Raw genomic sequence first — 25,262 nt, 5'->3', positions numbered from 1 at the left:
TCAAAACCACCATGCCTGAACCCATCGCCTTGGAAACGCCCCGTCTGCGGCTGCGCCAATGGCTGCCGCAGGACCGGGCCCCGTTCGCCGCGCTGAATGCCGACCCGCAGGTCATGGAGTTCTTCCCGGCGGTGCGCTCCCGCGCCGAGAGCGACCACATGGCCGGTATCTGCGAGGCGTTGATCGAGGAGCGGGGCTGGGGTTTTTGGGCGGCGGAACTGAAAGAGACGCAGCAGTTCATCGGTTTTGTGGGCCTGCACGTGCCGTCGCCAATGTTGCCGTTTTCACCCTGCGTAGAAATCGGCTGGCGTTTGGCCCAGCCCTACTGGGGCCAAGGCTTGGCCTCCGAGGCCGCCAGGGCCGCCCTGCATTTCGGATTCCACCGCCTCGGCCTGGCCGAAATCGTGTCGTTCACCGCCGTGCCCAACCTGCGCTCCCGCGCCGTGATGGAGCGCCTGGGCATGCAGGCATCCGGCACGTTCGAACACCCCCAGGTGCCCGAAGGCCACGCATTGCGCCTGCACCATCTGTACCGTTTGGCACGTAAAAATTATGCAGAATAGCCCTGCAGCTCAATATCCATAAGCGTAAGAAGCTAGCAAAAAAATAGCGACTAGACTGAACGCCTAGTCGCTATGCGCGGCAGCAGGGGAGGGCTTAGGCCAGCTCGCCCATCTGGCTTTGCAGGTAGTTCTGGATACCGACCTTGCCCAGCAAATCGATCTGGGTTTCCAGGAAGTCGATGTGCTCTTCGGTGTCGTCCAGGATGCCTTGCAGCAGGTCGCGGGAGACGTAGTCGCGCACGGCTTCGCAGTGGGCGATGCCGTCCTTGATGGTGGCCTGGGCACCTTGTTCGGCCTTCAGGTCGCATGCCAGGCACTCGGGCACGTCTTCACCCACCAAAATCTTGGCCAGGTCTTGCAGGTTGGGCAGGCCGTCGAGCATGAAGATGCGGTCCATCAGCTTGTCGGCGTGCTTCATTTCGCCGATGGATTCCTCGTATTCTTTCTTCGCCAGCTTGTCCAGGCCCCAGTGTTTGTACATGCGGTAGTGCAGGAAGTACTGGTTGATGGCGGTGAGCTCGTTTTTGAGTTGCGCTTGCAGATGCGCGATGACTTGGATGTCGCCCTTCATGGTGGCTGTCCTTTGTGAATGTGTGGTCGCAAGATTGCGTTAGCGCGCATTGTCGGCGACGCCAGCCGGTAAATCAAAAAATGCGCGGCGATAGCCCCACTTTCGGGGTCTGAGTGCGAACACGCGTGATAGGCATTCGCAAAGCGCTAAAAGGATTGACCCGGCGGGCAAGCCATGTAAAGTGGTTACATGTTTTGCACCACTACCATGCCCGCCGTGCTCGATATCGAGGCCTCGGGCTTTGGTCGGCGCAGTTACCCGATCGAAGTTGGGTGCATCCTGCCGGACGGCCAATCGTTTTGCACCCTGATCCGGCCCGAACCCGACTGGGTGCACTGGGACCCCGAGGCCGAAAAGCTGCACCACATCAGCCGCGCACTGGCTGAAAAAGTGGGCCGCTCGGCGCTGGACGTGGCGCACCTGCTCAACACCCGCCTGCGGGGCCAGACCGTGTATTCCGATGGCTGGGCCAACGACTTCACCTGGATCGGTGCCCTGTTCGAAGCGGTCGACCTGAGCCCGTATTTCAAGCTGGAAAACCTGCGCTCCCTGCTCAGCGATGACGAGGCCGCGCGCTGGCACGATGTGAAGCAGCAGGTCAGCGGCGAACTGGGTTTGCAGCGCCACCGCGCCAGCAGCGATGCCCGGGTGCTGCAGTGCACCTTGCAGCGCCTGATGGAGCAGCGAGAGCCCCTGTAACCCGGCGGCTTTACACCACGCCGATAGACTGGTCGCTCCACTTTGCCGAAGCGATTTCCCATGATGTTGATGACACGCCGCACTGCGGCCCTGGCCCTGTGTTTAGCGGCCAGCCTGGCTGCCGCCCAGACGGCACCGCCCACCCTGCGCCTGCGCGGCACGGTGCAAAGCGTGACCACCGATACCCTGACCGTCCAGGTCCGTGGCGGCGAGGTGGTGGTGCTGGCATTGCCCGCGAATCTGGTGGTGTCCGAGGTGTATCCGATTGCGCTGGCCGACATCCAGCCGGGCAGCTTCATCGGCACCGCCGCCATGCCGCAGGCCGATGGCACCGAGCGCGCGATTGCGGTCACCGTGTTCCCCGAATCCGCCCGCGGCGCGGGCGAGGGCCACCGCCCGTTTGACCTGCAGCCGCAAAGCACCATGACCAATGCCACGGTGGCCGATGTGGCGGCCTCGCCCACGGGCCGCACGCTGCAGCTGAAGTACAAGGACGGTGCACGGGCCATTGTGGTGCCCGTCGATGCGCCCATCGTCACCTTCCGCCCGGGCGACCGCAGCCTGCTGGTGGCCGGGGCCAGCGTGTCGCTGTCGGCCCGGGAACTGGACGGCAAGCCCACCGCCATCCGCATCAACGCCGGTCGTAACGGCTTTCAATTGCCGTATTGACCGGCGCGCAGCTAGGCTCCTCAGTCGCCTTAGGCGGCTGCGCGGATCAGGTGGTCAAATGCACCCAGGGCTGCCTTGGCGCCGTCGCCTGCGGCGATGATGATCTGCTTGAACGGCACGGTGGTGGCGTCGCCCGCGGCGAACACACCGGGCACCGAGGTCTGGCCGCGGTTGTCCACGATGATCTCGCCGTGCTTGCTGAGTTCCAGCGTGCCCTTGAGCCATTCGGTGTTGGGCACCAGGCCGATCTGCACGAAGCAGCCTTCCAGTTCGATGTGGTGGCTCTCGCCGGTAGCGCGGTCGGTGTAGGTCAGGCCATTGAGCTTGCCGCCGTCGCCGGTCAGCTCGGTGGTCTGCGCCGATACATGCACGGTGACGTTGGGCAGGCTGTGCAGCTTCTTGACCAGCACGGCATCGGCGCGCAGCGCGTCGCCAAACTCGATCAGGGTCACATGCGCCACCAGCCCAGCCAGGTCGATGGCGGCCTCGACACCCGAGTTTCCGCCGCCGATCACCGCCACGCGCTTGCCCTTGAACAGCGGGCCGTCGCAGTGCGGGCAGTAGGCCACGCCCTTGTTTTTGTATTCTTGTTCGCCGGGCACGTTGACGTTGCGCCAGCGCGCGCCGGTAGTGACGATCACGGTCTTGGACTTGAGCGAACCGCCGTTGGCCAGCTGCACCTCGACCAGGCCGCCGGGCGTAGCCGCCGGGATCAGCTTGTCGCCGCGCTGCAGGTTCATCACATCCACGCCGTAGGCTTTGACGTGCGCGTCCAGGCCCATGGCGAACTTGGGGCCGTCGGTTTCCAGCACGGAGATGAAGTTCTCGATGGCCATGGTGTCGTTCACCTGGCCGCCAAAGCGCTCGGCGGCAATGCCGGTGCGGATGCCCTTGCGGGCGGCGTACACCGCCGCTGCTGCGCCTGCGGGGCCTCCGCCGACCACCAGCACGTCATAGGGGGCCTTGGCCGAGAGCCGGGCCGCGTCTTTGTTGGCGGCGCCGGTGTCGAGCTTGGTGACGATTTCTTCCACCGTCATGCGGCCTGAGCCGAAGTGGCTGCCGTTCAGGTAGATGCTGGGCACGGCCATGACTTCGCGGGCGTTGACCTCGTCCTGGTACAGCGCGCCGTCGACGATGACGGTTTTGACCTTGGGGTTGAGTACCGACATCAGCGTCAGCGCCTGCACCACGTCGGGGCAGTTGTGGCAGCTGAGGGACATGTAGACCTCGAAGTTGAAGTCGCCGTCCAGCGCTTTGATGCTCTCGATCACGTCGGCCTCCACCTTGGGCGGGTGGCCGCCGGTCCACAGCAGGGCCAGCACCAGCGAGGTGAATTCATGGCCCATGGGCACGGCGGCAAAGCGCAAGCTCATCTGGCTGCCAATGCGGTTGAGGCTGAACGATGGCTTGCGTGCGTCGGTGCCATCGGTCTTCAATGTGATTTTGTCGGACAACGCAATGATGTCCTCCAGCAGGCCGCGCATCTCTGCCGCGCCTTTGCTGTCGTCCAGCGATGCCACTATCTCGAACGGCTTTGTGACCCGTTCCAGGTAGCTCTTCAGTTGTGCCTTGAGGCTGTCGTCCAACATGGTGTTCTTTCGGTCAATGCCACCGCTGGCCTCGTGAGCCAACGGCAGCGGGGTTTTTACAGATTTAGATCTTGCCGACGAGGTCGATCGAAGGGGTCAGCACGGCTGCGCCTTCGTTCCACTTGGCGGGGCAGACCTGGCCGGGGTGGGCGGCGGTGTACTGTGCAGCGCGCAGCTTGCGCACGGTTTCCTTCACGTCGCGGGCGATTTCGTTGGAGTGGATTTCGGCCGTCTTGATCACCAGCTCGGGGTTGATGATGAAGGTGCCGCGCAGTGCCAGGCCTTCTTCAGGGATGTGCACGCCAAACGCGTTGGTCAGGGTGTGGGTAGGGTCGCCCACCAGCGGGAACTTGGCCTTGCCTACGGCAGGCGAGGTTTCGTGCCACACCTTGTGCGAGAAATGCGTGTCGGTGGTGATGATGTAGACCTCGGCACCCATTTTCTGGAACTCGGCGTAGTTGTCGGCCGCGTCTTCGATTTCGGTGGGGCAGTTGAAGGTGAAAGCCGCCGGCATGAAGATCAGCACAGACCATTTGCCCTTCAGCGTCTCGTCGCTGACGGTCACGAACTTGCCGTTGTGGAAGGCTTCGGTCTTGAAAGGCTGGACTTGGGTATTGATCAGGGACATGGTGGTTTCCTATAAAAAAACGTGAGTGGCTGGATGCGGTATGCATGGGCTACCACGCTGAATGATAGGCTATTAAATAGACTCATTTAATAGTTAATTTGTATTTGCACCATAGTTTTAGTAGCCATTGACTGCTGTGGTCGCCCTGCGGGTAAGCGTCCAGTGCCTACAGCCGATCGCGGTACTGCAAGCGATGCTTCCAGAGATATGGGTTGAGGCGGTTCCAAACTTTTAGCCCGATTTTCAGGAGCCAAAATGAGGGCTTGCGCTGATAGAACCAGCGCGAGCAGCTCCTATTTTTAACTATCAAAACCGCAGCAATCGGTGCCAGCTGCGCGGGCGGGTCGAGCATGCAGGCGTTAGAATATATGATTCATAGTCGTTTCATATACTGGAGTCAGCTTGGGCCTCGTCAAAATCTCAGAACCTATGCACGCCAACGTGCGCATCGCCAGCGGCGCTTTAAGCCGCTCTATCAACGCCCAGGCCGAGCACTGGCTGCGCATTGGCATGATGTGCGAGCTGCATCCGGAACTGAAGTACGGGGAGCTGTGCCGCCTCTTGATCCAGGACCAGATCCAGGATGAAATCCAGGCCGAGGCGCAGGTTGCCGCGCTGCCGCAAAGGGTGCGGGCATGAACGGCGAAACTGTCACCATCCGCAGCCCGGCCGAAGTCGCGCTGGCCCGCCGCGCCGGGCACCTGGCGGCCGATGTGCTGCACATGATCACGCCGCACGTGGTGGCGGGCATCACCACCGAGGCGCTGGACCAGATTTGCCACGACTACATCGTGGACGTGCTGGATGCAGTGCCCGCCAACATCGGCTACCACGGCTACCCCAAGACGGTGTGCACCTCGGTCAACCACGTGATCTGCCACGGCATTCCGTCGGCCAAGGTGCTCAAGCGCGGCGACATCGTGAACATCGACGTGGCCATCATCAAGGACGGCTGGTTTGGCGACTGCAGCCGCATGTATTTTGTGGGCGAACCCAGCCCGCTGGCCAAGCGCCTGGTCGAGACCACCTACGAGGCGATGCGCGCGGGCATTCTGCAGGTGAAGCCGGGCGCAACCCTGGGCGACGTGGGCCACGCCATCCAGAGCGTGGCGCACCGCGAGCATTTCAGCGTGGTGCGCGAGTACTGCGGCCACGGCATCGGGCAGATCTACCACGACACCCCGCAGGTGCTGCACTACGGTCGGCGCGGCGAGGGGCTGCGGCTGCAGGCGGGCATGATTTTCACCATCGAGCCCATGGTCAACGCAGGCAAGCGCGACACCAAGGAAATGCCCGACGGCTGGACCGTGGTCACCAAAGACCATTCGCTCTCGGCCCAGTGGGAGCACATGGTGGCGGTAACCGAAACCGGCTTTGAAGTGTTGACACCCTGGCCGGAGGGCGTGGGGGCGTACAGCGCGATTTGAGGGAACGGCCTGCGGGGTCGGTTATCGTCCCCGCATGCACCTTCCCCATCCCAAATACCAGCGCTGCATGGTCTTCGCTGGCGGCGGCTTCCGATTTGGCATCTATCTGGGCATGTATGCCGCCGCGCGCGATGCGGGCCGGGCGCCCGATCTGCTGCTGGCCACCTGTGGCGGAGCGATTGCGGCGGCCATCATCCAGGCGCTGCCCGACGACGCACAGCGCAAAGCCTGGCTCAACTCGCCGCAGATGTACCGGTTCTGGGGCAGCCTGCAGCCCGCGCCACAGGCCAGCATCGTGCGCACCTTGGCGGGCGCGGCCCGACGCAAACTGTCGCGCCAATGCGCACCGCGTGTGCCGGATGTGTTCAATGACTACCTGTTTGAAATCCCCCCGCAGTTGCCGCTGCCGCCACCGGCTGCGCGCTCGGAAGTCACCGTAGCCACCATCGGGGGCCAACTGCTGTTTGGTCCGGCGGACGTGGGCCAGCCGCGCGGCAAGCGCAAGCTGTTCGCGCAAACCGTGTTCGGGCCCCAGCGGGTGGCGGCCCTGGTGCAGGGCATGGCATCGCCGTTTGCCGACCCGCGCTGGGGCGACCATGCGGTGGCCCAGGGCGTGCAGACCGACACCACCCTGCCACTGGACGCCGCCGCGCGCATGGCCATCACCGACTTCTACTACTTCCCAAGCTACCGCCATGGGGCCGGGCATTACATCGGCGGGGTGGTCGACCTGTTCCCCATCGAACTGGCCCACCGGCTGGCCGACACCGTGATGCTGGAGTTCAAAGAGTCGTTCGACCAGCACTTCGAAATCCCCGCCTGGCGCGCCGTGCTGGGGCTGGACGGCAACCAGCGCCTGCGCCATGTCAACGCGCAACCAGCCGACGTGTGGTTTGACACCTCCGACGTGGCGGCCGCGTTGCCGGTGCAGCCGGTGCAACGGCAGCTGCAGTGGTGGCGCAACCGCATCGTGCTGGCCCAGCCCATCGACTACGCGGCATACGTGCGGGCCATGGATGCCCAATGGCAATACGGCTACCAGCGCGGGCAAGAGGCCCTGCAGCGGCCCGTGCCGGGGGACACCGCAGGCATGCGCAATGTGGACCGGTACAACCGGGGGGAGGAATAGGTTACAAGCCTTTTAGGCCTCTGGCGCTTATTCCATAAGCGTAAGAAGCTATCGAATGAATAGCGCGCCACGGTGGCCGGTCACACCCCCATTGCCCGCCCATCGCTGCGCGGATCGTGCGCTCCGGTCATCTCGCCCGTGGCGGGATCGATGCGGATGGCCCCGGGGTGCCCCATCAGCGGGCTGCGCGCGGGCAGGGGGCTGAGGGCGTGGCCGCGGCGGGCTAAATCGGCAAAGACATCGGCGGCTACGTCGTCTTCCAGCTTGAGCGAGTCGCGGGCGTCGGAGAAGGTTTTGCCCAGCAGAAAGCGCGGGCGGGCCAGGGCGGTGTAGGGGTCCATGCCGTAATCGATCAGGCGGGTCAGGATGGCGGCCAGGGTTTGCGGCTGGCCGTCAGCGCCCTGGGTACCGTACAGCAAAGTGGGCCTGCCATTTTGCAAATACATGCCGGGGTTCAGGGTGTGGAACGGGCGTTTGCCGGGGGCCAGGCCGTTGGGGTGCTGCGGGTCCAGCGAGAAGGCCGCGCCCCGGTTGTGCCACAGCAGGCCGGTGTCGCCCACCAGTACACCGCTGCCCCAGTCGAAGTAGGTGGTGGCCAGCATGGACACGGCGTTGCCGTAGCGGTCGGCAGCGGCCAGAAACACGGTGTCGCCGGTCTGGAAGGTGTGCGGCCAGGGCAGGGCCTGGTCCATGCGGATGGAGGCGGCGAGCTGGTCCAGGTAGGCGGGGGACAGCAGGCGCTCGGTGGGCACGTCGGCGTAGTCGGGGTCGGCAACGAAGCGGTTGCGGTCGATGAAGGCGCGTTTCACGGCTTCGACCAGCAGGTGGTAGTAGTCGGCGCTGCCCTCGGGGATGCTGCGCAGGTCGAACCGGTCCAGGATGCCCATGATCTCCAGCGTGGTGATGCCCTGCGTGGGCGGGCGGTGGGCCACCAGGGTGCCGTCGCGGTAGGGCAGTTGCAGCGGGGCCTCCAAGCGGGCATGGGTCTGGGCCAAGTCGGCGGCGGTCAGGGGCGAGCCGGCCTGGGCCAGGCCCCGGGCGATGGTGGCGGCCAGTTGGCCCTCATAGAAGTCGCGCGGGCCGCGCAGTGCCAGGGTCTCCAGCGTGGCGGCCAAGGCGTGCTGGTGGCGCAGCTGCTGCGGTGCGGGCACGGCACCATCGACCAGGAAGTGGCCGTAGACATCGGGCAGCGCGCGGGCTTCGGGCTGGCGAAACTGCAGCCAGAAGCGCTCGGATTCGGATATGGCAAAGCCGTCGCGGGCCAGGTCGATGGCGGGGGTGAGCAGCCCGGCCCAGCTTTCTTTGCCCGCCCACTTGTCGCGGCTGAGGGCAAAGGCCTGGGCCCACACGTCCACCGCCGCCGCGCTGGTCAACATGGCCTGCGGGCCGCGCGTGGGGATGCTGCCGGTGTAGGTGGGCAATGTCTGGGCGGCCTGGCCGATGCCTGACAGGCTGTGCACCTGGCCACGCGCATCGGCGATCAGCATGAAGGCATCACCCCCCAGGCCGCAAAAATGCGGGTAGGTGACGCACAGGCTGGCCGCCGTGGCAATCACCGCCTCAATGGCGTTGCCGCCCTGGGCCAGCACCGTCAGACCGGCTTCGGTGGCCGGGCCGTGGGGGCTGGTGACCATGCCACGGGTGGAGGTGGCCAGGCTCATGGCACCAGGCCTGCGCGCTGCAGCAGCCATTCGGCGCTGTCGTTCCACACGTCCATCTGCACGATCAGGCCATGGCATACGACGTAGCGGTCGACATAGCGGTTGCCCTCGAACAGGGTGCCGTCCTGCCAGGCCCCATACAGCGTGCCGATGTTGTAGACGATAGCCTCAGCCTCGGTAGCCCCGGCCACCACGTCGGTCTGCTCAAAGCGCTTTTTTACCCAGGCGTAGCGGCTGGCGTTGAAGCGGCTGCATTCGGCCGGGTCGTGCATCTCAATGCCTCCGGTGAAGCGGATGCGCAGGTCGGGTGCGGTGAAGGCGCGCGCGCCCTCGGGGTCGGGCACCATGATGGTTTGCAAAAAGAGCTCAATCAGCGCTTTGGCTTGCTGGCCGGGGTCGGGTGGGGAGTGGTTGGGCATGGTGTTGGCATGCGTGCAACGAATATGCCAGTTCTTCGGGCTTTGAGCTTTTCAGGCCGCCTGTGCTGATGGGACAAGCGTGAGCAGCTATCGAAATAGTAGTGCGCCGATGGCGGCATTGTGGGCCAGGTGGCCTGCGCCTTCAGCCCTCGCGCGACACCCGCCGCGCATACACGGCCAACACAATCCGTTCGGAGTGGATGAGGTAGTCCAGCATGGCCGCGGATGCTTTGGCCATCTCGTTGTGCTCTACCAGTTCCAGAATGCGCAGGTTCATGTCGACATAGGGTTCGTGCAGAAACTCGGCATCCTGCAGCAAGCCAAAGGTCAGCCGCAACTCGGCCAGGATTTGCCGGAACATCACATTCAAACGTTCGCTGTCTGCCAGCTCCACCACCGCCGTGTGGAAGTCCATATTGGCCGTACCCACGCTGAGCCAGTCGGCCGCGTCCCGCGCCTGTAGCGCTTTCTCTGCGGCGGCGCGCATGCTTTTTTTCGCCGGGTGGCGCGGGTAGGCCAGGGCCAGGGCCTGGCACTCGATCATTCGCCGCACCCGGTAGATGTCGATGACGGCCGCGATGCTGGGCACCACCACAAACACGCCCCGGTGCGGCTCGTGCCGTAGCAGGCCATCCTTGGTCAACACCCGGAACACTTCGCGCAAGGTATTGCGCGAGATGCCCAGGCTGTCGCTGAGCGCCTGCTCGGACAGCCGTTGCCCCGGCGAAAACTCGCCCAGGGTGATCTTCTGGCGCAACTGGTCGGCGATGCGCTCGCTCAAGGTCGGGGCCAGGGAGGGGGGCGCGGAGGGAAGGGACATGGAGCAGGTCTTCAGAGTGCGGTGGCGCATGCTTTGTAACAGGTTTTCGCTCTTGCGCGCTGACCTCTGTTCAACGAATAACGGGTTTTCACCTAGGAATCCGGCGTTTATTCATCACCCGCGAAAGTCATATTGTTGAACAATTACACATGTTTGATTCAATCAAGTTAAATATTGGTTGAGTCAAGCAAAGAACTCGATCACACATCCAGGAGTAAAGCCGTGCCTACCGATATCAACCTGTGGCCCTTGCTGGGGGTCGCCGTCATCATTGCGGGCTTTGTCCTGCGCTTCAATCCCATGCTTGTGGTGATCGTGACGGCCATCGTCACGGCCTTCGCGGCGCACTTCCCGGTGGAGAAAATCCTGGCCACCATTGGCACGGGCTTTATCAAGACGCGCAATCTGCCGTTGATCATCTTGTTGCCCCTGGCGGTGATCGGCCTGCTCGAACGCCACGGTTTGCGCCAGCACGCGCAGCGCTGGATCAGCGGCATCCGGTCCGCGACCTCGGGCCGCTTGCTGATGGCTTACCTGGGCGCACGCCAGCTCACCGCCGCGGTCGGGCTGACCAGCCTGGGCGGCCACCCGCAAATGGTGCGGCCGCTGCTCGCGCCCATGGCCGAAGGGGCCGCCGAGGCCCGCTTCGGCGCATTGCCCGACAAGGTGCGCTACAAGCTGCGGGCCCTGGCCGCCGCCACCGACAACGTCGGCCTGTTCTTTGGCGAAGACATCTTTGTCGCCTTTGGTGCCGTGGTGCTGATGACCACCTTCCTGCGCGAGGCGGGTATCGAGGTGGAACCCATCCACGTCGCCATGTGGGGCATTCCCACGGCCGTGTGCGCCTTCTGCATCCACGCCTGGCGGCTGCGCCGACTGGATGCCTGGCTGGCGCGTGAAATGGCGGGCAGCGCGCCTACCTCGCCCACCACGCCCGTCGCCACCGCTGGCAAGGGAGCCTGAGCATGACCTTGACGATTACGCACCTGTACGACCTGGTCGGTCTGATCCTTGCCATCACCGCGGTGATGACGCTCATGGACCGCCAGCATTCCAGGCGTTATTCCAGCGCCTTTTTCTGGGGTCTCTATTCGCTGGTGTTCCTGGTGGGCGACCAGTTGCCGCCGGTGTGGGTCGGCACCGGTGTGGTGGTGATGGCGCTGATTGCGGCCTTTGGTGGCGTGGGCGTGGGCCACCACGTGGTGCGTTCGGCGGCCGAGTACACCGCCAGCGCCACGCGCCTGGGCAACCGGCTTTTTATCCCGGCGCTGGCCATTCCGGTGGTAACCATGGTGGGCACCTTGTCGGCCAAGGTCCTGGTGGTGGGCGGCACACCCCTGCTGGACCCGAAGAACGCCACGCTGGTCAGCCTGGGCATAGGCTGCCTGGTGGCGCTGGCCCTGGCCTGCAAGCTGACGCACGAGACCCCGGTGCAGGGCATCCGCGAGTCGCGCCGCCTGACCGATGCGCTGGGCTGGGCGCTGGTACTGCCGCAGATGCTGGGCATGCTGGGCCTGGTGTTTTCGGATGCGGGCGTGGGCAAAGCCGTGTCCCACGTGACTACCAGTTACGTCAACATGGATGTGCGCTTTTTTGCCGTGCTGGTGTATGTGGTCGGCATGGCGTTGTTTACCATCATCATGGGCAACGGCTTTGCCGCCTTTCCGGTGATGACCGGGGGCGTGGGCGTGCCGATTTTGATTGGTGTCTACCACGGCGACCCGGCGGTGATGGCATCCATCGGCATGCTGTCGGGCTACTGCGGCACGCTGCTGACCCCCATGGCCGCCAACTACAACATCGTGCCCGCCGCGCTGCTGGACCTGCCCGACAAGAATGCGGTGATCCGTGCGCAGGTGCCGACTGCACTGTGCCTGCTGACCTGCAATGTGTTTCTGTTGTACTTTTTGATGTTCCGTTGAGGCCCGCCATGCAAATTGATTTGAACAGTGATCTCGGAGAAAGCCTGGGCGCCTGGCGCATGGGCGACGACGACGCGATGCTCGGCATCGTGAGCAGCGCCAACGTGGCCTGCGGTTTCCACGCGGGCGACCCGGCGGGCATCTTGCGCACGCTGCGCCGCGCCGCCGAGCGTGGCGTGGCCGTGGGGGCGCACGTGGCCTACCCCGATCTGGCCGGTTTTGGCCGCCGCAACATGGACGTGGCCAGCGCCGACCTTCAGGCCGATGTGGTCTACCAGATCGGTGCGCTCCAGGGCCTGGCGGCGGTGGCGGGCACCGTGGTGCGCTACGTCAAACCGCACGGCGCCTTGTACAACACCATTGCGCACGACGAGCGCCAGGCGTGCGACGTGATTGCGGCCATCCAGGCGATCGACCCGTCGCTGGTGCTGGTGGGTCTGGCGGGCTCGCCCTTGATCGGCTGGGCACGGGCCAGTGGCCTGCGCACCGTGGCCGAGGCCTTTGCCGATCGCGCCTACATGCCCGACGGCGCGCTGGTTTCGCGCCGTGAAAAGGGCGCGGTGCTGCACGACCCGCATGAAGTTGCTGAGCGCATGCTGCGCCTGGTCACCGAAGGCGTGGTCACGGCCATCGACGGCAGCACGGTGCGTCTGCAGGCCGACTCGGTGTGCGTACACGGCGACAGCCCTGGCGCGGTGGAGATGGCGCGCCAGGTGCGTGCGCTGCTGGAGCGCTCGGGGGTCAGCATCGCGCCCTTCGTCGACCTGGGCGGCGCGCCATGATGCGCTTTTTGCCCGTCAACCTCGATGCCTTGCTGGTCGAGTTGGACGACCTGCCGCAGACGCTGGCGCTGCTGGCCTCGCTGCAGAGCGAGCCCATCGATGGCATCGCCGAACTCATACCGGCGGCGCGCACGATCCTGGTGCGCTTCCGTCCCGGCACCGTGGCCTACGCGGAACTGGTCAGCCACATCGGCAGTCGCCGTCTCACGGCCATGGTCGAAACTACGGGCACACGGGTGGAGATCCCGGTGGACTACCAGGGCGAAGACCTGGACGAAGTGGCGCAGATCCTGGGCATCTCCCGCGAAGAGGTGGTCCGCCGCCACACGGGTACGGACTACACCGTGGCCTTTACCGGCTTTGCGCCCGGCTTTGCCTACCTCAGTGGCGGCCATCCCAGCCTGCAAGTGCCCCGGCGCACCACGCCGCGCACGCGCATTCCTGCGGGTGCGGTGGGTCTGGCGGGTCCGTTCAGCGCGGTGTACCCGCAGGCCAGCCCGGGCGGCTGGCAGATCATTGGCGTGACCGCCGCGCCCATGTGGGACCTGGGCCGCGATGTCCCCGCGCTGCTGCAACCGGGCTTCCGGGTGCGCTTTGTGGACGTATCCGGGCAAGTTTCGGCCGCAGCGCCTATTCCGCCATCCGCACCCATCGCCTCGCCGCCATACGCCGGTGCTGCGCTGGAAGTTCGCAGCACCGGCTTGCAGGCGCTGTTCCAGGACCTGGGCCGCCACGGCCTGGCCGGGCAGGGCGTGTCGGCATCGGGTGCGATGGACCAGGCTGCCTTGCGCATGGCCAACCGCCTGGTGGGCAACCCCAGCGACGCGGCCTGCATTGAGATCGTCTACGGCGGGTTTCAGATCACCAGCCACGGCGACACTGTGGTGGCCTTTGCCGGTGCCGAAGCGCCCATCGACCTGGTGTCGGCCCGTGGCACACGCCACAGTGTCAGCAGCCACGCGCCGCTGGCGCTGTGTGACGGCGACAGCCTCACGCTGGGTGAGCCGCGCGCGGGCATCCGCAGCTACCTGGCTGTGCGCGGCGGCTTTGCGGTTGCGCCAGTGCTGGGCAGTTGCGCCACCGATACCTTGGCGCACCTCGGCCCGCCCCCCATCCGGGCGGGCGACCGGCTGCCCGTCCAGGCGGTGGCGCGCGGTGCCATCGTGGGTGCGCCCGAGGAACCGCGCACCGATCTGCCCACCCGCCAGCAGGATGTCGTGCTCGATGTGGTGATGGGGCCCCGCACCGACTGGTTCACCGCCGACGCGGTGGCCTTGCTGCAAAGCCAGTGCTGGACGGTGACACCCCAGTCCAACCGCGTCGGCCTGCGCCTGGCGGGCGAGATACCCCTGGCCCGTGCCCAACTGGCCGAGCTACCCAGCGAAGGCACCGCCAGGGGCGCGATCCAGGTGCCGCCCAGCGGCCAGCCGGTGCTGTTTCTGGCCGACCACCCGCTCACCGGCGGCTATCCGGTGATCGGCTGCGTGGCACCGTACCACCTGGACCGCGCGGGGCAGATCCCCATCGGCGCGCAGGTGCGCTTCAACCCCATACGCGCGTTCAGCGTAGCCACCTCTTCCGATTCCTCCTTTGTGCGAGACACCCCATGAAAAAAGTTCTGATTGCCAACCGTGGCGAGATCGCCGTACGCATCGCCCGGGCCTGTGCCGACTACGGCGTGCAGTCGGTCGCGGTGTATGCCGATGCCGACCTGGACGCGCTGCACACCCGCATGGCCGACGAGGCCTATGGCCTGGACGGACATCGCCCGGCCGACACCTACCTGCACATCGGCAAACTGCTCGCCATTGCTGCGCGCTGCGGTGCCGACGCGGTTCACCCGGGCTACGGTTTTCTGTCGGAAAACGCGGGCTTCGCCCGTGCGGTCATCGGTGCCGGGCTGGCCTGGATTGGCCCGCCGCCCGCCGCCATTGAAGCGCTGGGCGACAAGGTGCAGGCGCGCACGATTGCGCTGGAAGTCGGCGCGCCGCTGGTCGCGGGCACGTCTGGGCCGGTCAGCAATGCGCAGGAGGTGCTCGCTTTCGCCGAGCAGCATGGCCTGCCCATCATCATCAAGGCCGCGTTCGGCGGTGGCGGCCGCGGCATGAAGATCGCCTGGCGCATGGATGAGGTGGCAGATCTCTACGATTCGGCGGTGCGCGAGGCCATTACCGCCTTTGGTCGCGGCGAATGCTTCGTCGAGCAGTTTCTCGATCGGCCGCGCCACATCGAGGCGCAGGTCATCGCCGACACGCATGGCCATGTGGTGGTGCTCGGCACGCGCGACTGCTCGCTTCAACGGCGCAACCAGAAGCTGGTCGAGGAAGCGCCCGCGCCCTTCCTGACCGACGTGCAGCGCGAGCGCATCCACCAGTCGGCGCGAGACATCTGCACCCGGGCGGGCTACGTCAGCGCCGGTACCGTCGAGTTCTTGCTCAGCCCGTCGGGCACCATCTCGTTCCTCGAAGTCAACACCCGCCTGCAGGTCGAGCACCCGGTGACCGAGGAAACCTCCGGCATCGATCTGGTGGTCGAGCAACTGCGCGTGGCCGATGGTCTGCCGCTGTCGATCACCGAAACGCCCGTGCCGCGCGGCCACGCTTTCGAGTTCCGCATCAACGCTGAAGACGTGGGCCGCGGCTTTTTGCCCACGCCCGGACTGGTGCGCGTATTCGAGTGGCCATCAGGCCCTGGCGTGCGTGTTGACACCGGTGTGCTGTCGGGCTCGACAGTGCCCGGCACCTTCGATTCGCTCATGGCCAAGCTCATCGTCACCGGTGCCACGCGGGCCCAGGCCATGGCCCGTGCCCGCCGTGCGCTGAAGGAGTTCCGCATTGAAGGCGTGGCATCGGTGCTGCCCTTCCACCGCGCGGTGATGGAGTCGCCCGACTTTGTGGGCGAGGATGGGTTCAAGGTGCACACGCGCTGGATCGAGACCGACTTTGCCAACACCCTCAGCGCCGCCGTGCGGCCCGAGCCGCTGGCCCATGTGGCGCTGGTGCGCACCGCCATCGAGGTGGATGGCCGCCGCATGGCGCTGGGCCTGCCGGCCGAGCTGCTGCGCGGCTTGCAGGCGGCAGCGCCGGTGGGCGAGGGCGCTGCGGCTGTTTCGGCAGCGGCAGACGCTGGCGCGGTGCTGGCCCCCATCTCCGGCACGCTGCTGGCCTGGATGGTTGAAGACGGTGCCAGCGTGGCCGCAGGCGACGCGATTGCCTCGATGGAGGCGATGAAGATGGAGATGCACGTCACCGCCCACCGCGCCGGGCGTATCCGCCTCAAGGTGGCCCAAGGCACCCCGGTGGCCTCCGGCCATGCCATCGCGGAGATCGTGGCGGACTGAGTCGCGGTTTCCCGGGTTGCAGAGGTTTTGGGCGGTTTACGCCCATGGTATGGGCGTGAGAAGCTATCAAAAGTAGAGCGAACAGCCTGCGAGGCCGTCTTTGGCACAATGGCCTGCGACCGTTCAACTTCAGAAAGCCACTGCTTTGAAAACACTCAACCTGGTCGGTGCTGGCCGTGTGGGGCAAACGCTGGCCCGGCTATGGCAGCAGCAGGGCACGTTTGCGGTGCAGGATGTGCTGACCAGCAGCCCTGCCAGCGCCCAGGCCGCCTGTGCCGCCATCGGCGCGGGCTACCCGGTCGAGAGCCTGCAGGCCATGCGCCCGGCCGATGTGTGGATGCTGGCCGTGCCCGATACCGCGCTGCCCCCGATGGCGCAGGCGCTGGCCGCGGCGTTTGCGGCATCGTCGGCCCTGGGTGCGCAAACCGTGGCGTTCCACTGCAGCGGGGCGCTGGGCAGCACCCAGCTGGCACCGCTGGTGAGCCTGGGCTGGCAGACGGCCAGCGCGCACTGTATTTTGAGTTTTGCCTCGGTGGATGCCGCCGTGGCCCAGTTCCCTGGCACGGCCTGCGCGCTGGAGGGCCACAGCCGCGCCTGCGGCCTGCTGCGTGCGGCCTTCACCGCCATTGGCGCACGCTGTTTTGATGTGGCCACCGGGGACAAATTGCTCTACCACGCGGCAGCCGTGTTTGCCACCAACTTCCTGCCGGTGCTGCAAAGCGTGGCCGAAGACGCATGGCGCAGCACCGGAGTACCTGCCGAGCTGATTCCCGGCCTGCGCGCCCGTTTGCTGGCCCATGCGGTGCACAACATCACGACCCTGGGCCCGGCTGCCGCCCTGACCGGCCCGGCCGCCCGGGGCGACACCGCCGCCATTGCCCGCCAGGCGCTGGCCGTGGCGGCCTGGGACCGAGAAGCCGGTGCGGCCTACGACGCGCTGAGTGCGCTGGCCTTGCGTTTGGCGAGCCAGGCCAAGAGCTAGTGGATGGCCTGCGCCAGCACCTCGCGCAGGTTCAAAGCGCATTCTTGCAGCGCGATGCAGCTGGAGCGCTGGGCACACTGCAGGCAGGTGTCGGCATAGGCCGGATCGTGCAGCAGGCGGTCGGGGTCCACGGTATAGCCTTGGCCCGCCATCAGCCACTTGAAGTCCACCTCCAGCAGCAGATGGCTGCCGGGATCGCCTTGGATATTGACAGTGTGCGTGTGCATATACGCCCCCTTGTGTTCCGTAAATGGGTCCGCCGCCCCTGAAATCAATATAGGTAGTGGTTTGCGGGGTAAGGTCTGGAAGTAGGGTGGCAAGACCCGGTCTTTGTGGCCTTTGGTCCAGGCGCCTTACCGATGTTGTTGAAGTTAGCCCCACTTGGCGACTTTCGCATCCTTCGTTTGGGGGATGAAGCCCTGGCGTGGAACAATGGCCGCATGGCTACCACCGCATTCACGCTTCTGGCCGGGGCCGCCCTGGCACTCGCACTGCCCGCCCTGGCGCAACTACCGCAGCGCAACCTGGCGGTGGAGTTGCGGCAGATCAGCGAGCCCGATGGCAATACCGTCAGCACCCAGCCCGTGGCCGCGCCGCTGGCCTCCCAGCGCATCCAGGTGCGCAACGGCGAAAAGGCCACCCTGACCCTGGGCCAGAACGTGCCTATCCGCTTTGTGCAGTCGGTGGGTTCGGGCCGCGACGGCAGCGGTGTCAGTTACGGCATGGTGTGGATGCAGGCGGGCCAGAGCATGGCGGTGCAGCCGCGCTGGCCCGGTGGCGGGCAGCCGGTGAAGATCGACATCGACGTGCAATCCTCCAGCCTGCAGGCCCCCAGCGGCAACGCCGAACTGCCCAGCCAGGCCCGCAGCCAGCTCGCCACCTCGGTCAGCGCGCCGTTGGGCCAGTGGGTCACCGTGGCCGCTACCGGGGGAGGGCAGGCCGCGCCCGGCACCTACAGCAGCGAGGCCGCCGCCGACACCCGCCAGCTGGTGCAGATCCGTGTGCTGGCGCCCTGATATGCCCATGCCCGCGCACTGGACCCTGCCGTGCTGGCTGGCTGCCACGCTGTTCGCCGCCTCGGCCAGCACCCAGGCGGCCACCTACGCCATCGACCCGTTGCGCACCAGCACCACCTACGAGCTGGGCAGCATCAGCAGCGGGCGGTTTGAGCGGCACACGGGCACCATCGAATTGGACCTGGCGGCCAAAACCGGCCTGGCCGACGTCAGCATCGAGGCGGCGTCGGTGCGCTCGGGCACGCCTTTGGTCGACGCCATTCTGGCCAGCAGCGAGCTGTTCAACGCCAGCCAGTACCCCAGCATCCACTTCCTGGGCGACCGATTTTTGTTCAGCGGCGAGACCCTGACCGGGGTGCTGGGCAACCTGACCCTGCTGGGCAAGACCCTGCCGGTGCTGCTGCAGGTGAACCACTTTGCCTGCCGCACGCCGCCTGCGCCCGAGCCCGAGGTGTGCAGCGGCAGCTTCGAGACCACCATCGACCGCACCGACTACGGCATGGACCTGGGGGTCAGCCTGGGGATGCCCAAGAGCGTGCACCTGGTGGTGCAGGTGGAGGCGGTGCGGCAGTGATGGGTTTACTACATATTTAAGAGCTGCCCATGCTTATTCCATAAGCGTAAGGGGTCGATTTGATGCCTAACCCAGCAGCGCCCGCACGTGGTCGTTCAGAAAGCGCCCGCGCGGGTCCAGCCTGCGCCGCAGCGCCCGGAAATCTGCGGCGCGCGGGTACAGCGCGGTCACGTCGTCGGTGTCCAGAAAATGCATCTTGCCCCAGTGCGGGCGCGAGCCAAAGCGGCGCAGGATGGCATCCACATCGCGCAGGTAGTCCCAGTAGTCCACGCCCGGCTGGCCAGATACCGACAGCGTGATGCTGTCTTGCTGGTGGAACGGGCTGATCCAGGCCGGGTCGCCCGCGGTGAAGCGGTATTCGATGGGGAAGATGCAGTTCGTGTGCTTGGTGAGCATCAGCTCGCGCACGGCACGCACCGCCTCTTTGCCGTGCTGCACCGGCACCGCGTATTCCAGTTCGTGGAAGTTGGGCACGTACTCGATGGGGTAGATCTCGGACGAGTAGGCGATTTTTTCAAACGGCGTGTCCAGCGCCGGGCGGTCGGTAATGTCGATCACCTTCATCTCGCACACGTCGGCGGTTTTTGATGTGGTGGTCAGGGGTGCATCCGCCGTGTCGGCCAGGCAGTACAGCTGGCGGCTGTGCGGCGTGGGGCACCAGAAGAAGCCGAAATGCCGGTGCGTGGCGGCCAGCTCGTCGTGGCGGGCCATGCAGGTCTCGAAATCGTCGCGCCACACGTGCTCTTGCAGGTGGTAGGCATCGGTGACCTGCAGCGTCAGCTCGGAAATCACCCCCAGCGTGCCCACCGATACCTGGGCGGCGTGCAGCAGATCGGCATCGCTGCCGTCCACCACCAGCACGCTGCCATCGGCCTGCACCAGCCGCAGCCCGGCAATCGAGGTGGCCAGGCAGCCCAGCGTGGCACCGGTGCCGTGGGTGCCGGTGGTGAACGCACCCGCCACCGCCTGCGAGTCGATGTCGCCCTGGTTCACCAGCGAAAAGCCGTGCGCCTTGAGGGCCAGCGCCAGGTCGTGGATGCGCGTGCCCGCCGCCACCGTGACTTGCTTCTTGGCATCGTCAAAGCGGTGCACGCCCTGCATCTGCGCCAGCGACAGCAGCACCCCGCCGGTGCCCACCACCGGCGTGAAGCTGTGGCCCGAGCCTGCCACGCGCAGGTTCAGGTCGCGCCGATCCGCCTCGGCCACCATCTCGCACAGCTGGGCCTCGGACGTGGGCGCGCCCTTGTAGCGTGCAATGCACGACTGGTTGCCGACCCAATTGCGCCACAAACCGCCTTTTTCGAATGGCATGGGGACTCCGGTGGAGAGTTGAACGTGCCCAAGATCATGCCCCATACGCCACCCGGCGTATTCCCGCATCGGCAGGCCGCCCCTAAAGTCCACCCATCGCCGCAAAAAGCTCTGTACAGCACAGGCCCCCAGCGGCGAGCCGGGTTCATTTACTTTACGGAGAAGCACACATGCAACGTCGATTTACTCTCAAGGCGATTACCGCCGCTGTCGCCCTGTCCTCCCTGTCCGTGGTGCCTGCCTTTGCGGCCGACACCATCAAGGTCGGTGTGCTGCACAGCCTGTCGGGCACCATGGCCATTTCGGAAACCGTGTTGAAAGACACCGTGCTGATGGCGATTGACGAAATCAACGCCAAGGGCGGCCTGCTGGGCAAGAAGCTCGAACCTGTGGTGGTGGACCCCGCGTCCAACTGGCCGCTGTTCGCCGAAAAGACCAAGCAGCTGCTGGGCCAGGACAAGGTTTCGGTGATCTTCGGCTGCTGGACCTCGGTGTCGCGCAAGTCGGTGCTGCCGGTGGTGGAAGAAATGAACGGCCTGCTGTTCTACCCCGTGCAGTACGAGGGTGAAGAGCTGTCCAAGAACGTGTTCTACACGGGTGCTGCGCCTAACCAGCAAGCTATTCCTGCCGTCGATTATTTGATGAGCAAGGCCGGTGGCGGTGCCAAGCGTTGGGTCCTGCTGGGCACCGACTATGTGTACCCCCGCACCACCAACAAGATTCTGCGCGCCTACCTGCTGAGCAAGGGCGTGAAAGAGACCGACATCGACGAGAAGTACACCCCGTTTGGCCACAGCGATTACCAAACCATCGTGGCCGACATCAAAAAGTTCTCTGCCGGTGGCAAGACCGCCGTGGTGTCCACCATCAATGGCGACTCCAACGTGCCGTTCTACAAGGAACTGGGCAACGCCGGCCTGAAGGCCAAGGACGTGCCCGTGGTCGCCTTCTCGGTGGGCGAAGAAGAGCTGCGCGGTGTGGACACCAAGCCGCTGGTGGGCCACCTGGCTGCCTGGAACTACTTCATGACCATCAAGAGCCCGGCCAACACCGAGTTCATCAAGAAGTGGTCGGCCTACGCCAAGGCCAAGAACCTGCCCGGTGCCGACAAGCCCCTGACCAACGACCCGATGGAAGCCACCTACATCGGCATCAACATGTGGGCCCAGGCCGTGAAGAAAGCCAACAGCACCGACACCGACAAGGTGATCGCGGCCATGGCCGGCCAGAAGTTCAACGCACCCTCGGGCATCGTGTCCGAAATGGATGCCAAGAACCACCACCTGCACAAGTCGGTGTTCATCGGCGAAATCAAGGCCGACGGCCAGTTCAACGTGGTGTGGAAGACACCCGGCCCGGTCAAGGCCGTGCCATGGAGCCCGTTCATCGAAGGCAATGCTGGCAAGCCAGATGAGCCAGTGAAGAAGTAAGCACGTCCCTGCTTTTTTCTTCGGGCGCCTTTCGCACCAGGCGAGAGGCGCCTTTTTTTTCGGCAGGCGGGGTCTGCTGGAACACTATTTGCATACAGATTTGGTATCGCTTCCATGCCCAACCAACAGGCCACTCCATGTTGATTCGACAACTACTCATTGCTGCTACGCTTTTGGTAGCTGGTCACGCTTATGCACTGAGCGCTGACGAGGTAAAAGGCTTGGCCATTGGCGAAACCGAGACGCGCATCGAGGCGTTGAACAAGGCCGTGGTCAGCGCCGACGACAAGACCGTCGCCTTCATCCAGGCCCTCTCCGACGACCAGGTCAAAACCCTGGGCGACAAGGTATTTTTGCTGCAAGGCGACAAGGCGGTAGACCCGATCACGGGTGCCGACGTGGCCCTGCCCGCGGATGCCGAAGACATCATCAACAACAACCAGATGCGCAGCGAGCTGGACAATGCGCTGGCCGCCGTCAAGCTGTTTTCCAAAGACGACAAGCTGCGTGCCGCCGCGGTCAAGACCCTGCTGGCCGAGCCCGACGAGAACAAGCTGGCGCTGGTGGAAAAGGCCTTTGCCGCCGAAACCAACCCCGCCATCAAAGACCAGCTGGGCCTGCTGCGCGGTGCCCTGCTGCTGGGCAGCACCGACAAGGCCCGCCGCCTGGAAGCCGCCACCACCTTGGCCAACAGCGGCAACCCCAGCACCAAGACCGTGCTGCTGGCGCGCCTGACCCTTGAACCCGATGCCGATGTGAAAGTGGCCCTGAACGCCGCCCTGGCCAAGGTCGAGGCCTCGCTGGCCTGGGGCGACAAGCTGGGCGCCATCTTCAGCGGCATCAGCCTGGGCTCCATCCTGCTGCTGGTGGCCCTGGGCCTGGCCATCACCTATGGGCTGATGGGCGTGATCAACATGGCCCACGGCGAGCTGATGATGATCGGCGCCTACGCCACCTACCTGGTGCAAACCGTTTTTCTCAAGTATTTGCCGGGTGCCTTTGACTGGTACCTGCTGGCCGCCGTGCCGGTGTCGTTTTTGGCATCGGCCCTGGTGGGCGCGGCGCTGGAGCGCAGCGTGCTGCGCTTCCTGTACGGCCGCCCGCTGGAGACGCTGCTGGCCACCTGGGGGATCAGCCTGATGCTGCAGCAGGGCGTGCGCAGCCTGTTTGGCGCGCAAAACGTCGGCGTGGAAAACCCGGTGTGGATGAGCGGCGGCCTGCAGGTCATGGCTAACTTGTCGCTGCCCTATAACCGCATCGTCATCATCGCGTTTGCCGTGGCCGTGCTGCTGGGCGTGGGCTGGTTGATCGGCAAAACCCGACTGGGCCTGTTTGTGCGCGGGGTCACGCAAAACCGCCCTATTGCCTCGTGCATGGGGGTCAACACCGCGCGTATTGATACCTACGCATTTGCGCTGGGCTCGGGCATCGCCGGGCTGGCCGGATGCGCCCTGAGCCAGGTAGGCAACGTCGGCCCCGACCTGGGCCAGGGCTACATCGTGGACGCGTTCATGGTGGTGGTGCTGGGCGGCGTGGGCCAGCTGGCGGGCACCGTCTACGCCGCCATGGGCCTGGGCATTTTGAACAAGTTTCTGGAGGGCTGGACCGGCGCGGTGCTGGCCAAGATTGCCGTGCTGGTGTTGATCATCATCTTCATCCAGAAGCGCCCCCAAGGAATTTTCGCCATGAAGGGCCGGAGTGCAGAAGCATGAGCAAAGTTAATTTACCAACCAAAGGACCGCTGCTGACCCGCTCCGGCTGGACCAGTTTCATCGTGGCGCTGATCGTGGTGTGCGCGGTGGCACCGCTGCTGAACCTGGTGGTGCCGGTCGACAGCGTCTGGCACATGAGCGACTACGCCATTGGCCTGGTCGGCAAGATCATGTGCTACGCCATTGCCGCGCTGGCCATGGACCTGATCTGGGGCTACACCGGCATTTTGAGCCTGGGCCACGGCATGTTTTTCGCACTGGGCGGCTATGCCATGGGCATGTACCTGATGCGCCAGATCGGCCACGACGGCAACTACAAAAGTGATCTGCCCGACTTCATGGTGTTCCTGTCGTGGAAAGAACTGCCCTGGCACTGGGCGCTGAGTGGCAGCTTTGGGGCCACGCTGTTTCTGGTGGTGTTTGCCCCCGGCCTGGTGGCGCTGGTCTTTGGCTTCTTTGCCTTCCGCTCGCGCATCAAGGGCGTGTACTTTTCCATCATCACCCAGGCCATGACCTTTGCGGCCATGCTGCTGTTCTTCCGCAACGAAACCGGCTTTGGCGGCAACAACGGCTTTACCGACTTCAAGCGCATCCTGGGCATGCCCATGGCCACCACCTCGATGCGCATGGTCTTGTTTGTGCTGACGGGCTTGACGCTGCTGGGCTTCTTCTTGTTTGCCAAGTGGCTGGTGGGCAGCAAGTATGGCCGCGTGCTGCAGGCCATCCGCGACGCAGAAACCCGGGTCATGTTCTCGGGCTATTCGCCCCTGGGCTACAAGCTCAGCATCTGGGTGATCTCTGCCGTGATGTGCGGTGTGGCCGGTGCCCTGTACGTGACCCAGGTGGGCATCATCAACCCCAGCGAAATGAGCCCGGCCAACTCCATCGAGATCGCCGTGTGGGCGGCGGTGGGTGGGCGCGCCACGCTGATCGGGCCGATTCTGGGGGCCTTCATCGTCAACGGGGCCAAGAGCTGGCTTACCGTGGCCTACCCCGAGTTCTGGCTGTATTTTCTGGGTGCCTTGTTTATTGCCGTCACGCTGTTTCTCCCTGATGGCGTGGTCGGTTTGGTGAAGAAATTAAAGGGAGCCAAAGCATGACCCCCGATCTGATGGAAGAGGGCGCGCGCCGCCTGGCCGCCAAGGACCCCGCCTATGTGTCGGGCAACACCGAGTCCGGTGGCCGCGAAGCCGGTTTTTCGCGGGTGCACACGCCCGGCGAGGTGGATGTGTCCCATGGCCGCATCCTGTACCTGGAAGACGTGCATGTGAGCTTTGACGGTTTTAAGGCCATCAACGGCCTGTCGCTGGACATCGCGCCCGGCGAACTGCGCTGCATCATCGGCCCCAACGGTGCGGGCAAGACCACGATGATGGACATCATCACCGGCAAGACCCGGCCCAATTCGGGCACGGTGTTTTTCGGCAGCACCATCGATTTGCTGCGCCACAACGAGCCGCAAATTGCCCAGCTGGGCATTGGCCGCAAGTTCCAGAAGCCCACGGTGTTCGAGCAGCTCAGCGTGTTCGAGAACCTGGAGCTGGCGCTGAAAATGGACAAGAGCGTCCAATCGTCCATGCTGTTCAAGCTGGATTCGGCGCAGAGCGACAAGCTGGCCGAGATGCTGGTCACCATCCACCTGGCCGACAGCGTGGGCCGCCAGGCGGGCAACCTCAGCCACGGGCAAAAGCAGTGGCTGGAGATTGGCATGCTGCTGATGCAAGACCCCAAGCTGCTGCTGCTCGACGAGCCCGTGGCCGGCATGACCGACGAGGAAACCGCCCGCACTGCCGAGCTGTTCTTGACCCTCAAAGGCAAGCATTCGCTGATGGTGGTGGAGCACGATATGGGCTTCATCCGCACCATCAGCGAGATCGTCACCGTGCTGTGCGACGGCTCGGTGCTGGCGCAGGGCACGCTGGACCAGGTGCAGGCGGATGAGCGGGTGATTGAGGTGTATCTTGGGCGGTAGCGGCACATCCCTGTTTCGGGTTGGCGTTAATGGGCGTCCTCGGCCG

The 25,262-nt window shown here is 65.0% G+C and carries 26 protein-coding genes; 18 read left to right on the top strand and 8 right to left on the bottom strand.

Annotation, left to right across the window (positions count from 1 at the left end; all coding sequences use genetic code 11):
- Positions 1 to 11: 11 nt before the first annotated feature.
- A complete protein-coding gene (locus AB3G31_RS15335) occupies positions 12 to 563 on the top strand; it encodes a GNAT family N-acetyltransferase (protein ID WP_367846948.1) in 552 nt (183 codons plus the stop codon).
- Between the two features lie 94 nt (positions 564 to 657).
- Here the strand turns inward: AB3G31_RS15335 and bfr are convergent, their stop codons facing one another.
- Positions 658 to 1,134 (bottom strand): bacterioferritin, encoded by a 477-nt coding sequence (gene bfr, locus AB3G31_RS15330; protein WP_367846947.1) that lies wholly within the window; start codon positions 1,132 to 1,134, stop codon positions 658 to 660.
- 189 nt (positions 1,135 to 1,323) lie between these two features.
- On the opposite strand from bfr, the gene AB3G31_RS15325 reads away from it, so the two are divergent.
- Together AB3G31_RS15325 and AB3G31_RS15320 are read left to right on the top strand one after the other, a co-directional pair.
- Positions 1,324 to 1,833: a hypothetical protein gene (locus tag AB3G31_RS15325; RefSeq protein WP_367846946.1), complete on the top strand. Its 510-nt coding sequence runs from the start codon at positions 1,324 to 1,326 to the stop codon at positions 1,831 to 1,833.
- A gap of 69 nt (positions 1,834 to 1,902) precedes the next feature.
- Positions 1,903 to 2,502: a hypothetical protein gene (locus AB3G31_RS15320; RefSeq protein ID WP_367846945.1), complete on the top strand. Its 600-nt coding sequence runs from the start codon at positions 1,903 to 1,905 to the stop codon at positions 2,500 to 2,502.
- Positions 2,503 to 2,531: 29 nt separating this feature from the next.
- Here AB3G31_RS15320 and ahpF read toward each other — a convergent pair whose 3' ends face one another.
- Positions 2,532 to 4,091, bottom strand: coding sequence for an alkyl hydroperoxide reductase subunit F (gene ahpF / locus AB3G31_RS15315; protein ID WP_367846944.1), 1,560 nt, complete (start codon positions 4,089 to 4,091; stop codon positions 2,532 to 2,534).
- A gap of 64 nt (positions 4,092 to 4,155) precedes the next feature.
- Positions 4,156 to 4,719, bottom strand: a complete 564-nt coding sequence (gene ahpC / locus AB3G31_RS15310) for an alkyl hydroperoxide reductase subunit C (RefSeq protein ID WP_367846943.1) — start codon at positions 4,717 to 4,719, stop codon at positions 4,156 to 4,158.
- 402 nt (positions 4,720 to 5,121) lie between these two features.
- Between ahpC and AB3G31_RS15305 the strand changes: the two genes are divergently transcribed.
- The 3 genes from AB3G31_RS15305 to AB3G31_RS15295 are packed head-to-tail and all read left to right on the top strand — an operon-like array spanning position 5,122 to position 7,275.
- The gene (locus tag AB3G31_RS15305; RefSeq protein WP_367846942.1) at positions 5,122 to 5,358 is read left to right on the top strand and encodes a ParD-like family protein; all 237 of its coding nucleotides are present in this window, start codon (positions 5,122 to 5,124) and stop codon (positions 5,356 to 5,358) included.
- A complete protein-coding gene (map, locus tag AB3G31_RS15300) occupies positions 5,355 to 6,146 on the top strand; it encodes a type I methionyl aminopeptidase (protein ID WP_367846941.1) in 792 nt (263 codons plus the stop codon). The genes AB3G31_RS15305 and map overlap by 4 nt, the downstream gene beginning before the upstream one ends.
- A 34-nt stretch (positions 6,147 to 6,180) precedes the next feature.
- Complete coding sequence (locus AB3G31_RS15295; protein WP_367846940.1) at positions 6,181 to 7,275, top strand: patatin-like phospholipase family protein; 1,095 nt, start codon at positions 6,181 to 6,183, stop codon at positions 7,273 to 7,275.
- An 80-nt stretch (positions 7,276 to 7,355) separates the two neighbouring features.
- On the opposite strand, the gene AB3G31_RS15290 is transcribed toward AB3G31_RS15295, so the two are convergent.
- The 3 genes from AB3G31_RS15290 to AB3G31_RS15280 all read right to left on the bottom strand — a co-directional run bounded on the left by AB3G31_RS15290 (position 7,356) and on the right by AB3G31_RS15280 (position 10,175).
- Positions 7,356 to 8,936 (bottom strand): gamma-glutamyltransferase family protein, encoded by a 1,581-nt coding sequence (locus tag AB3G31_RS15290; RefSeq protein WP_367846939.1) that lies wholly within the window; start codon positions 8,934 to 8,936, stop codon positions 7,356 to 7,358.
- Positions 8,933 to 9,355, bottom strand: a complete 423-nt coding sequence (locus tag AB3G31_RS15285) for a nuclear transport factor 2 family protein (protein ID WP_367846938.1) — start codon at positions 9,353 to 9,355, stop codon at positions 8,933 to 8,935. The genes AB3G31_RS15290 and AB3G31_RS15285 overlap by 4 nt, the downstream gene beginning before the upstream one ends.
- Before the next feature lie 142 nt (positions 9,356 to 9,497).
- The gene (locus AB3G31_RS15280; RefSeq protein ID WP_367846937.1) at positions 9,498 to 10,175 is read right to left on the bottom strand and encodes a GntR family transcriptional regulator; all 678 of its coding nucleotides are present in this window, start codon (positions 10,173 to 10,175) and stop codon (positions 9,498 to 9,500) included.
- 222 nt (positions 10,176 to 10,397) lie between these two features.
- Here AB3G31_RS15280 and AB3G31_RS15275 point away from each other — a divergent pair, with 222 nt between their 5' ends.
- The 6 genes from AB3G31_RS15275 to AB3G31_RS15250 all read left to right on the top strand — a co-directional run bounded on the left by AB3G31_RS15275 (position 10,398) and on the right by AB3G31_RS15250 (position 17,201).
- Positions 10,398 to 11,138, top strand: a complete 741-nt coding sequence (locus AB3G31_RS15275) for a DUF969 domain-containing protein (RefSeq protein ID WP_367846936.1) — start codon at positions 10,398 to 10,400, stop codon at positions 11,136 to 11,138.
- 2 nt (positions 11,139 to 11,140) lie between these two features.
- Positions 11,141 to 12,097, top strand: a complete 957-nt coding sequence (locus AB3G31_RS15270) for a DUF979 domain-containing protein (protein ID WP_367846935.1) — start codon at positions 11,141 to 11,143, stop codon at positions 12,095 to 12,097.
- A gap of 8 nt (positions 12,098 to 12,105) precedes the next feature.
- Complete coding sequence (locus AB3G31_RS15265) at positions 12,106 to 12,879, top strand: LamB/YcsF family protein (protein WP_367846934.1); 774 nt, start codon at positions 12,106 to 12,108, stop codon at positions 12,877 to 12,879.
- Entirely contained in the window at positions 12,879 to 14,489 is a 1,611-nt protein-coding gene (locus tag AB3G31_RS15260) for a 5-oxoprolinase/urea amidolyase family protein (RefSeq protein ID WP_367850359.1), read from the top strand. The genes AB3G31_RS15265 and AB3G31_RS15260 overlap by 1 nt, the downstream gene beginning before the upstream one ends.
- Entirely contained in the window at positions 14,486 to 16,219 is a 1,734-nt protein-coding gene (locus AB3G31_RS15255) for a biotin carboxylase N-terminal domain-containing protein (protein WP_367846933.1), read from the top strand. Before AB3G31_RS15260 ends, AB3G31_RS15255 begins: the two co-directional genes overlap by 4 nt.
- A gap of 145 nt (positions 16,220 to 16,364) precedes the next feature.
- A complete protein-coding gene (locus AB3G31_RS15250) occupies positions 16,365 to 17,201 on the top strand; it encodes a Rossmann-like and DUF2520 domain-containing protein (protein ID WP_367846932.1) in 837 nt (278 codons plus the stop codon).
- On the opposite strand, the gene AB3G31_RS15245 is transcribed toward AB3G31_RS15250, so the two are convergent.
- The gene (locus tag AB3G31_RS15245) at positions 17,198 to 17,428 is read right to left on the bottom strand and encodes a hypothetical protein (protein WP_367846931.1); all 231 of its coding nucleotides are present in this window, start codon (positions 17,426 to 17,428) and stop codon (positions 17,198 to 17,200) included. The genes AB3G31_RS15250 and AB3G31_RS15245 overlap by 4 nt on opposite strands.
- Positions 17,429 to 17,641: 213 nt before the next feature.
- Between AB3G31_RS15245 and AB3G31_RS15240 the strand changes: the two genes are divergently transcribed.
- Positions 17,642 to 18,217 (top strand): hypothetical protein, encoded by a 576-nt coding sequence (locus AB3G31_RS15240; protein ID WP_367846930.1) that lies wholly within the window; start codon positions 17,642 to 17,644, stop codon positions 18,215 to 18,217.
- Positions 18,218 to 18,224: 7 nt separating this feature from the next.
- Positions 18,225 to 18,791 (top strand): YceI family protein, encoded by a 567-nt coding sequence (locus AB3G31_RS15235; protein ID WP_367846929.1) that lies wholly within the window; start codon positions 18,225 to 18,227, stop codon positions 18,789 to 18,791.
- Between the two features lie 66 nt (positions 18,792 to 18,857).
- Here AB3G31_RS15235 and AB3G31_RS15230 read toward each other — a convergent pair whose 3' ends face one another.
- Positions 18,858 to 20,102: a D-arabinono-1,4-lactone oxidase gene (locus tag AB3G31_RS15230; RefSeq protein ID WP_367846928.1), complete on the bottom strand. Its 1,245-nt coding sequence runs from the start codon at positions 20,100 to 20,102 to the stop codon at positions 18,858 to 18,860.
- Between the two features lie 170 nt (positions 20,103 to 20,272).
- On the opposite strand from AB3G31_RS15230, the gene urtA reads away from it, so the two are divergent.
- The 4 genes from urtA to urtD all read left to right on the top strand — a co-directional run bounded on the left by urtA (position 20,273) and on the right by urtD (position 25,216).
- Complete coding sequence (urtA, locus tag AB3G31_RS15225; protein WP_367846927.1) at positions 20,273 to 21,532, top strand: urea ABC transporter substrate-binding protein; 1,260 nt, start codon at positions 20,273 to 20,275, stop codon at positions 21,530 to 21,532.
- A gap of 137 nt (positions 21,533 to 21,669) precedes the next feature.
- Positions 21,670 to 23,244 carry an urea ABC transporter permease subunit UrtB gene (urtB, locus tag AB3G31_RS15220; protein WP_367846926.1) on the top strand — a complete coding sequence of 525 codons (1,575 nt, stop codon included), beginning with the start codon at positions 21,670 to 21,672 and terminating at the stop codon, positions 23,242 to 23,244.
- Positions 23,241 to 24,344 carry an urea ABC transporter permease subunit UrtC gene (urtC, locus tag AB3G31_RS15215; RefSeq protein ID WP_367846925.1) on the top strand — a complete coding sequence of 368 codons (1,104 nt, stop codon included), beginning with the start codon at positions 23,241 to 23,243 and terminating at the stop codon, positions 24,342 to 24,344. Before urtB ends, urtC begins: the two co-directional genes overlap by 4 nt.
- On the top strand, positions 24,341 to 25,216 hold the full coding sequence (gene urtD, locus AB3G31_RS15210; protein ID WP_367846924.1) for an urea ABC transporter ATP-binding protein UrtD: 876 nt from the start codon (positions 24,341 to 24,343) through the stop codon (positions 25,214 to 25,216). Before urtC ends, urtD begins: the two co-directional genes overlap by 4 nt.
- Positions 25,217 to 25,262 lie beyond the last annotated feature (46 nt).

The organism is Rhodoferax sp. WC2427 (assembly GCF_040822085.1).
Taxonomy (GTDB): Bacteria; Pseudomonadota; Gammaproteobacteria; order Burkholderiales; family Burkholderiaceae_C; genus Rhodoferax_B.
The sequence above is the reverse complement of the archived record's forward strand: the minus strand, read 5'-3'. Positions and strand labels throughout refer to the sequence as shown.

Coding starts and splice junctions, on each gene's coding strand:
- AB3G31_RS15335 (WP_367846948.1), top strand. CDS start 12: ATGCCTGAACCCATCGCCTTGGAAACGCCCCGTCTGCGGCTGCGCCAA.
- bfr (WP_367846947.1), bottom strand. CDS start 1,134: ATGAAGGGCGACATCCAAGTCATCGCGCATCTGCAAGCGCAACTCAAA.
- AB3G31_RS15325 (WP_367846946.1), top strand. CDS start 1,324: ATGTTTTGCACCACTACCATGCCCGCCGTGCTCGATATCGAGGCCTCG.
- AB3G31_RS15320 (WP_367846945.1), top strand. CDS start 1,903: ATGACACGCCGCACTGCGGCCCTGGCCCTGTGTTTAGCGGCCAGCCTG.
- ahpF (WP_367846944.1), bottom strand. CDS start 4,091: ATGTTGGACGACAGCCTCAAGGCACAACTGAAGAGCTACCTGGAACGG.
- ahpC (WP_367846943.1), bottom strand. CDS start 4,719: ATGTCCCTGATCAATACCCAAGTCCAGCCTTTCAAGACCGAAGCCTTC.
- map (WP_367846941.1), top strand. CDS start 5,355: ATGAACGGCGAAACTGTCACCATCCGCAGCCCGGCCGAAGTCGCGCTG.
- AB3G31_RS15295 (WP_367846940.1), top strand. CDS start 6,181: ATGCACCTTCCCCATCCCAAATACCAGCGCTGCATGGTCTTCGCTGGC.
- AB3G31_RS15290 (WP_367846939.1), bottom strand. CDS start 8,936: ATGAGCCTGGCCACCTCCACCCGTGGCATGGTCACCAGCCCCCACGGC.
- AB3G31_RS15285 (WP_367846938.1), bottom strand. CDS start 9,355: ATGCCCAACCACTCCCCACCCGACCCCGGCCAGCAAGCCAAAGCGCTG.
- AB3G31_RS15280 (WP_367846937.1), bottom strand. CDS start 10,175: ATGTCCCTTCCCTCCGCGCCCCCCTCCCTGGCCCCGACCTTGAGCGAG.
- AB3G31_RS15270 (WP_367846935.1), top strand. CDS start 11,141: ATGACCTTGACGATTACGCACCTGTACGACCTGGTCGGTCTGATCCTT.
- AB3G31_RS15265 (WP_367846934.1), top strand. CDS start 12,106: ATGCAAATTGATTTGAACAGTGATCTCGGAGAAAGCCTGGGCGCCTGG.
- AB3G31_RS15260 (WP_367850359.1), top strand. CDS start 12,879: ATGCGCTTTTTGCCCGTCAACCTCGATGCCTTGCTGGTCGAGTTGGAC.
- AB3G31_RS15255 (WP_367846933.1), top strand. CDS start 14,486: ATGAAAAAAGTTCTGATTGCCAACCGTGGCGAGATCGCCGTACGCATC.
- AB3G31_RS15245 (WP_367846931.1), bottom strand. CDS start 17,428: ATGCACACGCACACTGTCAATATCCAAGGCGATCCCGGCAGCCATCTG.
- AB3G31_RS15240 (WP_367846930.1), top strand. CDS start 17,642: ATGGCTACCACCGCATTCACGCTTCTGGCCGGGGCCGCCCTGGCACTC.
- AB3G31_RS15235 (WP_367846929.1), top strand. CDS start 18,225: ATGCCCGCGCACTGGACCCTGCCGTGCTGGCTGGCTGCCACGCTGTTC.
- AB3G31_RS15230 (WP_367846928.1), bottom strand. CDS start 20,102: ATGCCATTCGAAAAAGGCGGTTTGTGGCGCAATTGGGTCGGCAACCAG.
- urtA (WP_367846927.1), top strand. CDS start 20,273: ATGCAACGTCGATTTACTCTCAAGGCGATTACCGCCGCTGTCGCCCTG.
- urtB (WP_367846926.1), top strand. CDS start 21,670: ATGTTGATTCGACAACTACTCATTGCTGCTACGCTTTTGGTAGCTGGT.
- urtC (WP_367846925.1), top strand. CDS start 23,241: ATGAGCAAAGTTAATTTACCAACCAAAGGACCGCTGCTGACCCGCTCC.
- urtD (WP_367846924.1), top strand. CDS start 24,341: ATGACCCCCGATCTGATGGAAGAGGGCGCGCGCCGCCTGGCCGCCAAG.